Annotated in this window: 15 protein-coding genes; 13 read left to right on the top strand and 2 right to left on the bottom strand. The window is 35.5% G+C overall.

The features are described from left to right. Window positions 1–36 precede the first annotated feature (36 nt). The 8 genes from F9U64_RS12125 (at window position 37) to F9U64_RS12090 (ending at window position 8197) form a co-directional block, all read left to right on the top strand. On the top strand, window positions 37–1695 hold the full coding sequence (locus tag F9U64_RS12125) for an extracellular solute-binding protein (RefSeq protein WP_153403746.1): 1659 nt from the start codon (window positions 37–39) through the stop codon (window positions 1693–1695). Between the two features lie 60 nt (window positions 1696–1755). Beyond that, entirely contained in the window at window positions 1756–2691 is a 936-nt protein-coding gene (locus tag F9U64_RS12120; RefSeq protein WP_153403744.1) for an ABC transporter permease, read from the top strand. A 14-nt stretch (window positions 2692–2705) separates the two neighbouring features. Next, window positions 2706–3596, top strand: coding sequence for a carbohydrate ABC transporter permease (locus F9U64_RS12115; RefSeq protein ID WP_153403742.1), 891 nt, complete (start codon window positions 2706–2708; stop codon window positions 3594–3596). A 99-nt stretch (window positions 3597–3695) separates the two neighbouring features. Beyond that, a complete protein-coding gene (locus F9U64_RS12110; RefSeq protein WP_153403740.1) occupies window positions 3696–4319 on the top strand; it encodes a YesL family protein in 624 nt (207 codons plus the stop codon). 57 nt (window positions 4320–4376) lie between these two features. Beyond that, complete coding sequence (locus F9U64_RS12105) at window positions 4377–6002, top strand: glycoside hydrolase family 13 protein (RefSeq protein ID WP_153403738.1); 1626 nt, start codon at window positions 4377–4379, stop codon at window positions 6000–6002. A gap of 764 nt (window positions 6003–6766) precedes the next feature. Beyond that, window positions 6767–7348 carry a hypothetical protein gene (locus F9U64_RS12100; protein ID WP_228275688.1) on the top strand — a complete coding sequence of 194 codons (582 nt, stop codon included), beginning with the start codon at window positions 6767–6769 and terminating at the stop codon, window positions 7346–7348. A 45-nt stretch (window positions 7349–7393) separates the two neighbouring features. Continuing rightward, window positions 7394–7663 (top strand): hypothetical protein, encoded by a 270-nt coding sequence (locus F9U64_RS12095; protein ID WP_153403734.1) that lies wholly within the window; start codon window positions 7394–7396, stop codon window positions 7661–7663. A gap of 126 nt (window positions 7664–7789) precedes the next feature. Then, window positions 7790–8197: a VOC family protein gene (locus F9U64_RS12090; protein ID WP_153403732.1), complete on the top strand. Its 408-nt coding sequence runs from the start codon at window positions 7790–7792 to the stop codon at window positions 8195–8197. A gap of 122 nt (window positions 8198–8319) precedes the next feature. On the opposite strand, the gene F9U64_RS23375 is transcribed toward F9U64_RS12090, so the two are convergent. Further along, window positions 8320–8451 (bottom strand): hypothetical protein, encoded by a 132-nt coding sequence (locus tag F9U64_RS23375; protein ID WP_266095251.1) that lies wholly within the window; start codon window positions 8449–8451, stop codon window positions 8320–8322. Window positions 8452–8791: 340 nt separating this feature from the next. Here F9U64_RS23375 and F9U64_RS12085 point away from each other — a divergent pair, with 340 nt between their 5' ends. Together F9U64_RS12085 and F9U64_RS12080 are read left to right on the top strand one after the other, a co-directional pair. Then, the gene (locus tag F9U64_RS12085; protein WP_228275687.1) at window positions 8792–9079 is read left to right on the top strand and encodes a nucleotidyltransferase family protein; all 288 of its coding nucleotides are present in this window, start codon (window positions 8792–8794) and stop codon (window positions 9077–9079) included. Next, the gene (locus F9U64_RS12080; RefSeq protein ID WP_153403730.1) at window positions 9076–9408 is read left to right on the top strand and encodes a HepT-like ribonuclease domain-containing protein; all 333 of its coding nucleotides are present in this window, start codon (window positions 9076–9078) and stop codon (window positions 9406–9408) included. Before F9U64_RS12085 ends, F9U64_RS12080 begins: the two co-directional genes overlap by 4 nt. Before the next feature lie 366 nt (window positions 9409–9774). Here F9U64_RS12080 and F9U64_RS12075 read toward each other — a convergent pair whose 3' ends face one another. After that, complete coding sequence (locus tag F9U64_RS12075; RefSeq protein WP_153403728.1) at window positions 9775–10821, bottom strand: NADH:flavin oxidoreductase/NADH oxidase; 1047 nt, start codon at window positions 10819–10821, stop codon at window positions 9775–9777. 97 nt (window positions 10822–10918) lie between these two features. Between F9U64_RS12075 and F9U64_RS12070 the strand changes: the two genes are divergently transcribed. The 3 genes from F9U64_RS12070 to F9U64_RS12060 all read left to right on the top strand — a co-directional run bounded on the left by F9U64_RS12070 (window position 10919) and on the right by F9U64_RS12060 (window position 12985). After that, complete coding sequence (locus F9U64_RS12070; RefSeq protein WP_153403727.1) at window positions 10919–11332, top strand: MarR family winged helix-turn-helix transcriptional regulator; 414 nt, start codon at window positions 10919–10921, stop codon at window positions 11330–11332. 338 nt (window positions 11333–11670) lie between these two features. Then, on the top strand, window positions 11671–11766 hold the full coding sequence (locus tag F9U64_RS12065; protein WP_153403725.1) for a putative holin-like toxin: 96 nt from the start codon (window positions 11671–11673) through the stop codon (window positions 11764–11766). A 703-nt stretch (window positions 11767–12469) separates the two neighbouring features. Further along, on the top strand, window positions 12470–12985 hold the full coding sequence (locus tag F9U64_RS12060; protein WP_153403723.1) for a phosphotransferase-like protein: 516 nt from the start codon (window positions 12470–12472) through the stop codon (window positions 12983–12985). Window positions 12986–13015 lie beyond the last annotated feature (30 nt).

Raw genomic sequence — 13015 nt, 5'->3', positions numbered from 1 at the left:
GAAACAAAGTAAAGAAATATGGGGAGGTTCATTTGTATGGTTCGCAATTTTTCAAAGCTATTTATTTTAATATTGCTGGCAGCTTTTTTAGCAGCATGTGTGGAAAAGGATCCAGAAGAGACTGCATCTACAACTGAAGATGGAGAAACAGTTATTACACTGGGGCGTGTTACAGCAGCCAATCCAAAATTGCCAGAAGGGGATACTTATGAAGATAATGCATACACACGCCTTGTTGAGAAAGAGTTAAATGTGGATATTAGAGATGCCTTCGAAGCGGAAGGAGAAGATTACGATAGACAGGTAGCACTTGCTATTTCATCCGGAGATTTGCCAGATATGATGCGTGTCAATTCTTTAGATGAATTAAAGGAATTAGTGGAAAATGACTTAGTCGCAGATTTAACGGATGTGTATGATGAAAATGCAAGCGATCACATTAAGAGTATATATGAATCTTACGATAATCGGCCATTAAATGAAGCAACATTTGATGGACGTTTAATGGCTATTCCAGCAACCATTGGAGGAAATGCCCCGAATATTGTCTGGATAAGAAAGGATTGGATTGATAAATTGGGCATAGAACTAGATAGCGATGGAGACAAACTCATTACATTAGAAGAACTGGAGAAAACGGCGAGCACTTTTATTGAGAATGATCCAGGAGGGTCTGGAAATCCAGTAGGCATCCCTTTTGTATATTGGTTAAATGCGGGTGATTACGGTGGTTCAGCATTCGCTATGACATCCATTGCATCTGTTTTTGATGCCCATCCCCGTCACTATTATGAAAATGAAAATGGGGAGATCATTTATGGTTCCACATCGGAAGAAACAAAAAAAGCACTAGGAGTAATGAAAGAATGGTTTGACAAGGGAATTATTGATCCACAGTTCGGAACGAGAACATGGGATGATATTACGGCACTCCTGACAAATGGGCAAACAGGTATCGTTACAGGTCCTTGGCACCTGCCTGATTGGGGCTTATCAGCAGTAAAGGATATGGATAAAGAAGCAAAATTTGCAGCCTACACATTGAAAGGTGAAAACGATAAAGTAAACGTTTTCCAAGAAAATCCTGTTGGACAATTCATCGTTGTCAGAAAAGGATATGAGCATCCTGAACTTGCTGTAAAAATTTTAAATTTATTCTATGATGATTTAGCAAATGAAAAGAATATTGAATCAGAATATCCGGAAATAGCCAAATATAATGAGCTTGGTGTGGATGGTTCTACTAGACCATTTAATATTGAAGTATATAGCTCTACTAGTCAATTGGACGACTTTAGAAAAGTGGAGTCTGTTGTTAATGGGGAAATTCCGATGGAGGAAATTGTGAAGCCATCAATAAAAGCAGATGCACAATCGATTATAGATTATATCGATAATCCTGAAAATGCAGAAACTTCCAGCTGGTCAAAATATCATTCTCGAATGTTTGGCTTAGGCTTAATAGACGAATTGACAAAAGACAATAAATTTAATTGGACCACCCCTTTCTATGTTGGCACGACAGAAACAATGGAAAAGAAAGGTGCAAACCTATTAAAACTGGAAGAAGAGGATTTTATTAAAATAATCACAGGTTCAGAATCTTTAGGTTACTTTGATACCTTTGTTGAAAACTGGAAAAGCCAGGGCGGGAATGAAATTCTTACTGAAATAGAAGAAGAAATTGAAAAATAAGAATAGGAAAGAATAGATAAGGGCTGCTTTTCAGCCCTTATCAAACTAAGGGGGGTTACTATGAAGTTGGACAATGCAGACAGTTTTGAATTAAAGAAAAAAAACAACAAATGGAGAAGCAGTGAAGCAACCTATCACTGGATGATGATTCCAGGCGTAATATTCCTCTTGATATTTAATTTTACGCCAATGTTTGGCATCTTGATGGCATTCCAAGACTTTGTTCCGTCCAAAGGAATATTTGGCTCGGCTTTTGTTGGATTAGAACACTTTCGCTATATGTTTTCGTTGCCAGATATTGCCCAAGTGTTTCGAAATACCATTGTAATAGCCTTGGGTAAGATAATATTTGGTTCCTTACTAGCTATTGTATTCTCTATCTTATTAAATGAAATTCGCTTAAAATTTTTAAAAAAGTCGGTTCAAACCATTGTTTATCTGCCCCACTTTCTATCATGGGTTGTATTAGCGACTGTCGTTGTAAATATGTTTAACCTTGATGGAACAGTAAATCAAATTTTAACCTTTTTCGGGTTCGAAAAGATGAATTTTCTTGGCAGTAACACGCTCTTTCAACCTTTAATTATCAGCACAGATGTTTGGAAAGAGTTTGGATTTAACTCAGTAGTTTATCTGGCAGCAATAACGGCAATTGACCCAGGGCTTCATGAAGCAGCAAGCATTGACGGAGCCAGCTGGTGGAAGAGAGTTTGGCATATTACCCTTCCAGGAATGTTACCAATCATCCTTCTTTTGGCTATCCTTAGCCTTCCAAGTGTATTAGACGGTGGGTTTGATCAAGTCTACAATCTTTATTCCCCAATGGTATACGAAACAGGGGATATACTTGATACGTATGTGTATCGAATTGGCCTGATCGGACGTGAGTATAGTTTCGGTACTGCCGTTGGTTTATTTAAATCAGTAATCGGTATGATTTTAATATTATCGGCAAATAACATGGCTAAGAAATATACGGATAGAAAGTTGTTTTAAGGGGGAAGGAAATGATGGTAAAAAGTAAACGTTTTTCTGAGCGAGCGGGAAGATTTATCATATATGCTACTGTGATTTTTTTAGGATTGGTTTGTTTACTTCCTCTGTGGAATATTGTGGCAATCTCCTTTAGCAGTAATGAGGCAGTTGTTGCAAATGCTGTTGGGCTTAAACCGGTTAACTTTACAACGAAAGCTTATGAAATGATTATGGATGATGCTCAATTTTGGCGTTCCTTTTCTATATCTGTACAAAGAGTGATTCTTTCGTTAATTATTAACCTGGTTATTATTATCTTAATGGCCTATCCCCTTTCTAAGACGAAAAGACACTTTAAAGCTAGAAGTATCTATATGAATCTATTAATATTTGCAATGTTGTTTAATGGAGGGTTAATTCCTACCTATTTAGTAGTTAAAAACTTAGATTTAATTAACACGATATGGGCGTTAGTATTACCTGGTGCAGTGCAGGTTTTCAGTATCATTTTGATCATGAATTTCTTTATTGGTGTTCCTAAATCTTTAGAAGAGGCAGCAATCATTGATGGGGCAAGCCCGATACAAGTATTGCTGAAAGTTTATATTCCTATCTCACTGCCAGCTTTAGCAACCGTTGCCTTGTTCAGTATTGTCGCAAATTGGAATGACTTTTTCCAAGGGTTGATTTATATGACAAAAGTTAGTAATTATCCACTGATGACCTATATCCAGTCTCTAACTATTGATATAGCAGAAATGATAAACTCAGGGAATTCCAATGATTTACAAAATATTTCGGAAGTGTCGAATCGAAATTTAAATGCAGCAAAAATTGTAATATCTACTATACCTTTATTACTGATTTATCCTTTTCTGCAAAAGTATTTTGTTACAGGTATCGTTGTTGGGTCAGTAAAAGAATAATGAAAACTAACTTCGGTGAAAGTTAGTTGACTGTCTTTCTCTACATGAATCTACATGCATTTTGTACCTGGAAAATGTCTAATTTTTTGAGGTGTTTACATGGAGCATATTTTAAAAATGGAAGGTCCAGTTTATCATTTTTTGACTAGAGCCGTAGAATTAACTTTATTAAATTTATTGTTTATTGTGTGCAGTATCCCCATTATTACAATGGGGACATCCATTACAGCACTATATTCAGTTACATTGAAAATGGTCAGAAAAGAGGATAGTGGAATATATAGAGAGTTTCTTCAAGCATTTAAGCAAAACTTCAGACAAAGTACAGCTATTTGGAGTCTTTTATTAGTTGCTGGTATTGTTTTATTCATGAACTATACCCTTTTAGGATTCTATAATGGTAATTTTTCATTGTTAATTATTCTAAGTCTATTCTTTTTCTCTTTTTTTTATTTGTTAATTGGGACAATGATTTTTCCCTATATCGCCAGGTTTAAAAATACGACAAAGGATGCATTTAAAAACGTCATAAAAATGGCTATTGCAAATCCTTACCCAATATTCCTTGTGTTAATTTTTGTGATTGGGCCTGTTATTCTCATGTTCTCTTCACCGTTTTTCTTTGTCTTGATGTTATATATAAATTTATTTTTAGGCTTTTCTTTTGTTGCCTACTTAAACTCATTTATCATTCGAAATTTATACGAAAAATACGAAGATTAAAAATATACGCTACTTGATGCACTGAATTCAGCAAAATAAAAAATAGGAGTGGATGATATGAAAACAAAATGGTGGCAAACTGCAGTGATTTATCAGGTTTATCCGCGCAGTTTTCAAGATAGTGATGGTGATGGAATTGGTGATTTAGGCGGCATTATTCAAAGACTTGATTATTTGGAAAAGCTCGGTATCACTGCTATTTGGCTGAGCCCTGTCTATAAATCTCCAAACGACGACAATGGTTATGACATAAGTGACTATCAAGATATAATGGATGAATTCGGAACGATGGATGATATGGATGAACTAATTAAACAGGCCGACCAACGAAATATAAAAATTATAATGGACTTAGTAGTGAATCACACATCTGATGAACACAAGTGGTTTGTTGAATCTCGGAAAGGTAAAGACAATCCATATCGGGACTATTATGTATGGCGTAACCCTGTAAATGGTGGGTCGCCCAATTCATTAAGGTCTACCTTTAGTGGTTCGGCTTGGGAGTTTGATGAAGAGAGTGGCCAATACTATCTGCATCTTTTTAGTAAAAAACAACCGGATTTAAATTGGGAAAATGAAAGAGTTAGAAAAGAAGTATGGGATATGATGAATTTCTGGTTAGAAAAAGGTGTTGGCGGATTCCGGATGGATGTCATTGATTTAGTAGGCAAGATTCCAGATGAAGAGATTACAGGCAATGGGCCAAAGTTGCACGAATACCTGCAAGAAATGAATCGAGAAACCTTTGGTAACTATGATGTTCTGACAGTTGGCGAAACTTGGGGAGCAACACCTGAAATAGCAAAATTATATTCAGACCCTAAACGAAATGAATTATCCATGGTCTTCCAATTTGAACATATTGGTTTAGATCAGCAGCCAGGTAAAGAGAAGTGGGACACAAAACCGTTAGAGGTTACTGAATTAAAACAAGTTCTTAGTAAATGGCAAACCGCATTAGGCAATGAAGGATGGAACAGCTTGTTTTGGAATAATCATGATCTGCCAAGAATTGTATCTCGTTGGGGTAATGACACAACCTACCGAGTGGAAAGTGCTAAGATGTTCGCTATCCTGCTGCACCTAATGAAGGGAACACCGTATATTTATCAAGGCGAGGAAATTGGGATGACCAACTATCCAATCACTGATATAAACGAGGCGGAAGATATTGAAAGTATCAACATGTATCGAGAACGGTTAGAAAAGGGATATAAAAAGGAAGAAATTATTGCTTCTATTAACGCAAAGGGCCGTGACAATGCCCGAACACCACTGCAATGGGATGATACAAAGAATGCCGGATTTACAACAGGTAAACCTTGGTTACATGTGAATCCGAATTATCCAGAGATCAATGTAAAAGCAAATCTTGAAGATTCAAAATCAATCTTTCACTGTTATCAAAAGTTAATTCAATTAAGAAAGGAACATCCAATTGTCGTTTGGGGAGATTACACACTAGTTCATGATGTTCCTGAACAAATTTTTATGTATTATCGACACTATGAAGATCAAACTTGGGGTGTTGTAGCTAACTTTAGTGAAAAGGATATCTCACTACAGCTGCCAAACCTAGGCAAAATTGAAGATGTCATTATTAGTAACTATGAAAGAACATCAATTGACTTCAATCAACTAAACTTAAAACCGTATGAGGCATTTGCATTTAAGATGTGATTTTGGGACAGGGGGACAGGCACTTTGTCCCCCTTTTTTCATGTCCATTTTTCTGGAGATTACCAAGGAACAGAGGATTTGCTGTTAGAATAGCAACAAATATACTGCAGCACAGCAGAAGATTCTCGATAAAACGAAGATTAACAACAAATCGATAGCAGCAAATTTTTCTGAATTGTGAAAAAACCCCACCAAAAAGGCGAGGTTTAAATTATTTTAATTACTGCTTGACTTTGGTTAAATAAATTTTTTTCATAAATACTTCACCGTTAACTATCAGAGAGTACCCAAAATTATAATACATCCATGCCCTTTTTTATTTCTCAAAATTATTGGTAGTGGCGGATCGCTATTCTCGTCTTATACATTATCTATATCTCAGTCTTATAACGGCCTTCACCATGCGGGGGCGATCCGTCAGCTGTAGATCTTATTCCTTATTTCCCCCTAAGATAGATTATAGCCTGTAACTATATTATTCAGCAAATTTAGACAAAATTTTAAATATCCGTTTACAGGTATGACTTTTCCTAATGATTACTTATCAAGTAATGGAATAATTTCCAGTCTATTACCTTAACATCTACTGATAATACAGTTGTCCATAGTATTTATAGAATGAAAATGGATCTTATACGTAGAACACAATTATTCAAACCTGGCAGGAAAACGATTACAAATGCAGAAATATTAGATAGGGCTATTAAGAAAGAAGGTGTGTAGAGATAAAAATATTAATAATTCAACCTAAACTTGAAAAACAGGTGGACCAACTTGAAGCTGAATTAGTAAATAACCCGGCTGTTGACATCGTCATTTTTCCAGAGGGGTATCTAAATGAGAATGTGGAAAAAGCCTGTGATTTGGCAAAAAAATTTAATACAGTTTTAATCGGCGGATATAGAAGGCTCAAAGAAAACCCAAAAGACAGATTTCTAATAATTAATCGAATGGGAGAAGTAGTTTTTGACAGAGTTAAGTATGGCAACACCACTTTACACACAATAGAAGGCTTGAAAACTGGTCATATTCTTTGTGATGAGTTAATAGTACATAATATTAAGAGCGAAGACTTCTATGATGCAGACTTAATTATTCATCCAATTGGTGTAGGAATGTTTAGCGAAGCACAGTTTGAGGAGTGGATAACAGAAGCAACAAAGATAGCAACTCAATCTAATACAATGATTATTGGGACAAGCCATGCAGATGGTTCATTTGGAGATACAGGTATTTCCATTCCAATAGCTTACTGTATCGATAAAGATGGATTGGTTGTTTTCATATCGGCAAATGATGTCCGAACACGCTTGTTAAATTTTGAAACAAGAGAAGTGTATTTCTGATTCATGAAACTATAAGATAAAGGGTATCGGTGGTGAATAATTAGTATGGAAAAAATTCAATCTTCAGAAGAGCTTATGAAATATATTAAAAATATGAATAGTGATAACTCTGTATTCCAGTTTTCAATTCCTGGAAAAGGAAAATTCACACTTGCTTTACAAGAAGAAGATGATGAAAAATCTATACAGTCTGAAGCTGATGAAAATCCTGAACTTGAACAAATGATAAAAGAAAGTCAGGAGCAATATAAAAATGGACATGGTATGTCAACTTCAGAATTATTAAATTCGCTGTCTAAAAAGGACTTTAAGTAATGCTTGACCGAAATGTTATCTGGCCCCCTGCTGTTAATACAGCATCAGTGATATGCCTATTTCAACAAGGAAAAGCCATTAGGAGTGACGATAGAAAAATTGATAAAAAGCAGGAGGAAAAAACAAATGATTAAAAGAATCGGACATACAGCATTTACTGTAGAAAATATGGAGAAGTCGCTGGAGTTTTATTGTGATAAATTAGGTTTCCAAAAATTGTTTGAATTGCACAATCAAAATAATGAGCCTTGGATTGTATACGTAAAGGTGTGTGAAGGTCAATTCATTGAACTATTTTACGGTGGTAAGAAGAAAAATGAAATTGCCGCGAGTACCATTGGATATCAACATTTATGCCTGGAAGTAAACGATATCAATGAAATTGCCAACCATTTAAAAGCAAAAGGACTAACGTTAGATGTGGAACCGAAGCAAGGGTTAGATATGAATTACCAATGTTGGGTAAAGGACCCTGATGGAAACCGAATTGAATTTATGCAATTGCATCCAGACTCTCCTCAGGTAAACAATTAATAAGGTTGAAAGGTTAACTTACTGAAAGTCCAATAAAAAAAGATCACATGTAAATAATCGAAGCTCATCTTTATCTTTTTACAAAGGGCGAGCAAAAATTAATGCTCGCCTTACATCGATAATTATTTCTTTAAGTTTACAATTGGTTGTCTAACATTCGGAGGAACTGCTTCTTCGCTGTTCTTATCTTTTTTAGTACCGAATTGTTCTTTCATTAACTTTCCCGATTCTTTCGGATGAAATTCTTTATCCATTTGTCTAACCTCCTGCTTTAATAATGGAAAATACAATCATATTATTTCTCTTGAATACAGAATTATGCTAGACACTCTATCCAAAAAGCAGTAAGAGACTAAAACATGCAGAACCACACATTGTGTTCTAAAGGGACAGGGGTACAGGCGCTTTGTCCCTGTTTTGATTGAATTCATTTATATTGTAATTTGTTGAAACTGCTCTACGAGGCTTCTAATATGTTTCTCCGAGACAATGCTGAATGAATCATTAGAACCGTCCCAGTGATTCCCTATAAACTAATTTCAGAAAATGATATAATGTATTTAATAAAGCATTTAAGAATGTGAGGGATGTATTGTGATTAATGATGTTCTTCAGGAAAAGCGTGAAATAATATTAAATTTAGCTGCTCAACACGGTATTCAAAATGTACGTGTTTTTGGCTCAGTTTCAAGGTTAGAAGACGGACCATTAAGTGATCTAGATTTACTAGTGGATTTCGAGAAAGGAAGAAGTTTGTTTGATTTGATACGGTTTAAACAAGAAGTTGAAGACTTAATAAATACTAGAGTTGATGTCGTGACAGAAAGCTCAATTCATTGGAGTTTGAAAGAAGAAGTTTTAAATGGAGCCATTCAGTTATGAAAAATGATAAGCTCTATTTGACGCATATTATGGAATGTATTATTAACATTGAGTCGTACCTTCCAAATGGGGAAGAGGATTTTTTTAGCTCAAAATTAATCCAGGATGCAGTAATTCGTAATCTTGAGATTATTGGAGAAGCAACAAAGCGAATATCTAAAGAATATAGAGAACAACATTTGAATGTACCATGGCGAGAAATGGCTGGACTTAGGGATGTGTTAGTTCACGATTACTTTGGTGTAGATAATGGGATCGTTTGGAACGTTATAGATAAAGAAATACCACCGTTAAAAGAAAAAATTAATGATTTGTTAAAACAATCATAGGAATAACACTGCTTGGGTGTTAAAAGTAATCCAAGCGTTTTTTTTGAAGAAATAATGCTATATTGTAATTAATACACTGAAAGTAAACGGGCAAGAGTTACAGAAGGCGATTATCAAAAATGATGGCCTTCCTTTTTTGCAAAGATTCAATGTTTTCTCTTTGGGCGCGGCGGAGGTGATAGAGGAAGGGATGTTGTTGCCAATGACTTCCCATCCAAACCAGAGTACTCACCCGAAGCTGATTAATAATTTTTAGCTCAGAGCAATCCTTCTTTTAGAGGGGTTGTTTTTTATTAATTGAAAATATATGGAAGTGGAAAAATGAAGAAGAATAAAAAGGCTCCGTATAAGGAACCTTTTTATTTCTTATCTTATTCCTCTTGCATATTGAAAAGGTGGGTTTACTTTATGAGTTAATCTCTTCTCTGCGTGTAAACTCCAATAAGGATCGTTAAGCATACCTCTTGCAATGGCTACAAGTTCTGCATCTCCATTTGAAATGGTTGCTTCTGCCAGCTCTGGGCTGCTTAATTTACCAACAGCGATAACGGGAAGATCTAATTGTTCTTTAAACTCGCGTGCAAATGGTACCTGATAACCTGGTGTGTTTTGAGGTTTGCGTTCTCCGGGAGGTCCTTCCCCGCCACTTGAAACGTGAAAAATATCTACACCAGCTTTTTTAAAACGTTTTGCCATCTCAATAGAGTGTGATAAGTCATAGCCCCCATCTATATACTCAATGGCAGACACTCTCATTATTAGCGGCATATCTGCTGGCATGACACTTTTGACCGCCTTTATAACTTCTTCCCCAAACAGTGCTAGGTCTTCTCCATACTCATCTGTACGATTATTGATGCTTGGTGACATAAACTGATGCAAGAGATACCCATGAGCGCCGTGTAATTCGATTGTATCAAAACCCGCTTTTACTGCTCTATCAGCAGCTTGTTTAAATTGCTGAACGGTTTCTTTCACTTCTTGGTTTGTTAATGCTCTTGGGGGTTTAAGTTCCCCATTCATTGTTTCCTCTGGCAATACTTCTACAGGTATATTGGAAGCTCCTACAGGTTGATCGGCATCTTCTGCTTTTCTGCCTGCATGAGCAATTTGAATTCCAACCTTGGTGTCGTACTTTTTGATTTCATTAACCAGTCGTTGGTAATGTGGTACTTGTTCATCTGACCAAAGACCAAGGTCGCCATTTGTAATGCGCCCCTCTGGGGTAACACTGGTCATCTCCATAATAATGAGACCTGTTCCGCCGACCGCTCTTGAGACATAATGAACAAAGTGCCAATCGTTTGGAATACCATCTTGTTTAGTGACAGAATACTGACACATTGGTGACATAACAATCCGATTTTTCAAAGTTAGATTTTTAATTGTATATGAACTGAATAAACCACTCATGATAGAAAACTCCTTTACTTTTATTTGTATGCACATGCATATAATATAATTTATGATATAATAATGTCAATAAAAAAGCTGGAAAGGATTATTTATTATGAATCATAATGAGTTATTCAGTGCTTGGGTGAGCTTGACGAAATTTCACGATCGTTTGTTGAAGGCAATGGATTATACACTGAAAGATAAATTTAAATTAGGAATTAAGGAATTTTATCTTATGTATTACCTGGCACAATCAGAAGAAAAAAAGATGAGGTTATCAGATTTAGTTCCAAAAGTGGGGCTTAGTCATAGTGCGCTGTCACGTTTAGTTACAAGACTGGAACAATATCGAGTTGGATCGCTGGTTGAGCGTCAAACAGATCCAAATGATAAACGATCTGTTGATATCTTTCTCCTGAAAAAGGGAGAACAAGTTATTGATGAGATGCAAATGATGATTAATGATAGCTTACTTTCTCAATTGAGCGAGAAAGATATACAAAATATTAAAAGGCTAGTTGAATAAGACGGCAAGTATTGATTGCTTTCATAACCCTATTCCATTAAAAGACGCATTTTCATAATAGGACATGCGTTAGTCTCTTATTTACATTCCTTTGACTCCTTTTTTTATATAGTCTTTTCCTGTTTGTTCAGCTTATGCGTTCAATCTACTGAACATACAATATCGAGTCTTAGCAAAGAAAATGGGAAGGGAAATTGTTTTTTTTTTAGTAGACAATAAAAGAGAATAAACATCAGTGATGGGAATGCATGTTCTGTTTAGGTGTGATATAATTGAATTGGATAATGTTCTTTTAGGGTCAGGTCGGCTAATCCCCTCTATAGAAAGGGGGTGATGCCATGAGTATGTATGAGAGTTTTATGGTGCTGTTTTCGTTCGGCACTTTCTTGATTGCATTACTCGCTTTGATTGTTTCATTAATCAAACGCAAATAGACCTCCCTATTTGCCCACAAGTAATTAGGAGAGGTCTATCACCAATGATAGCCGATCCCTCAGGGGGAACCGCTTATCCAAAGCCCGCAGTGACCGCTGCGGGTTATTTAGTATGTGTTTTTCTTACGATTATTATAGCATAGGATGTGAGCAGATGTGAATAAAAACGGAAAATTATTTGTTGCTGAAAATCCATGAGGCCACATTGTTTTTTTGGCAAGCTACTACCGGTCCTTGACTGCCCTCCCCATAACCACATTAATGGACGATTAGTAAAAAGGTTATAATAAGGGGTGTTTTTTTTCCTTTTTATTCTTCGTTACACTAACCTCCACGCAGTAATGCCTCCTTAAAATTTCATTAATCTATTAATGTATAACAATGGATTTGGATAATTATACCATAGAATAGTTCTATTACTATTTGAAGTTTAAAAGAATATTAGTTGATCAGAATCAACAAATATATAGAATCGCAATTGTTTGTCGTGTTGATTCTTAGGTACTTTAAAATAAAGAATATGATTTTGCGAAATATACTTAAACAAGCGGAGTGAAAGAGTTTATAAAGATATGAATAATTGTTTGTCTTTTTTGAATATAATAAATGGAATATTATGTTATTATTGTAAAGAAGATGTTTAACGTGCCAGGTTACTTTAGCAAAAACTGGCGAAATTGCTGTGGGAGATGTGAGGTATATGATGAACAAAGGTAAAATCGTATTTTTAAATGGTTTAACAAGTTCAGGAAAAACATCTATAGTAGACGCTATTCAATTACATTCGGATGAGTTTTTCTACGTTGTTGCAAATGATCTTTTTGAAGAGATGATAGGAGATCATTATCTTCGTGAAGATTACTGGAAGTACTTAAGTGAAGCTATTATTTTGATGTATCATACTGCCAAACTATTTTCTGATCATGGTAAAAATGTACTTATTGACGGCATAATAGTAGAAAGACCTGAATTAGAACCACACTATGAAAAAGTGAAGGACATTTTTGCTGGCTATCCCTTGCATATTGTTGAAGTGTTTTGCCCACTGGATATTTGCCGTGAAAGAAATATTAAGCGTGGGAATAGAGCAGAAGATCAATCAGAGTGGCAAGATAAGATCATGGCAAAAGACATATCATACAATTTTACTGTTAATACACATTTAAACTCGCCTGAGGAATGTGCGGAATTAATCCTTAATTATTTGTGTGGAAAGTGATTTGTTTTTCTGCACAGTGAGGGCAATTGG

The organism is Gracilibacillus oryzae (genome assembly GCF_009498735.1).
Taxonomy (GTDB): domain Bacteria; phylum Bacillota; class Bacilli; order Bacillales; family Amphibacillaceae; genus Gracilibacillus; species Gracilibacillus oryzae.
This window is presented reverse-complemented; position numbering and strand designations above follow the sequence as displayed.

Bases quoted from the DNA above. Each gene is read 5' to 3' on its own strand.
- F9U64_RS12115 (WP_153403742.1), top strand. From the start codon at position 2,706: ATGGTAAAAAGTAAACGTTTTTCTGAGCGAGCGGGAAGATTTATCATA.
- F9U64_RS12120 (WP_153403744.1), top strand. From the start codon at position 1,756: ATGAAGTTGGACAATGCAGACAGTTTTGAATTAAAGAAAAAAAACAAC.
- F9U64_RS12090 (WP_153403732.1), top strand. From the start codon at position 7,790: ATGATTAAAAGAATCGGACATACAGCATTTACTGTAGAAAATATGGAG.
- F9U64_RS12065 (WP_153403725.1), top strand. From the start codon at position 11,671: ATGAGTATGTATGAGAGTTTTATGGTGCTGTTTTCGTTCGGCACTTTC.
- F9U64_RS12110 (WP_153403740.1), top strand. From the start codon at position 3,696: ATGGAGCATATTTTAAAAATGGAAGGTCCAGTTTATCATTTTTTGACT.
- F9U64_RS12080 (WP_153403730.1), top strand. From the start codon at position 9,076: ATGAAAAATGATAAGCTCTATTTGACGCATATTATGGAATGTATTATT.
- F9U64_RS12075 (WP_153403728.1), bottom strand. From the start codon at position 10,821: ATGAGTGGTTTATTCAGTTCATATACAATTAAAAATCTAACTTTGAAA.
- F9U64_RS12125 (WP_153403746.1), top strand. From the start codon at position 37: ATGGTTCGCAATTTTTCAAAGCTATTTATTTTAATATTGCTGGCAGCT.
- F9U64_RS12070 (WP_153403727.1), top strand. From the start codon at position 10,919: ATGAATCATAATGAGTTATTCAGTGCTTGGGTGAGCTTGACGAAATTT.
- F9U64_RS12060 (WP_153403723.1), top strand. From the start codon at position 12,470: ATGAACAAAGGTAAAATCGTATTTTTAAATGGTTTAACAAGTTCAGGA.
- F9U64_RS12105 (WP_153403738.1), top strand. From the start codon at position 4,377: ATGAAAACAAAATGGTGGCAAACTGCAGTGATTTATCAGGTTTATCCG.
- F9U64_RS23375 (WP_266095251.1), bottom strand. From the start codon at position 8,451: ATGGATAAAGAATTTCATCCGAAAGAATCGGGAAAGTTAATGAAAGAA.
- F9U64_RS12095 (WP_153403734.1), top strand. From the start codon at position 7,394: ATGGAAAAAATTCAATCTTCAGAAGAGCTTATGAAATATATTAAAAAT.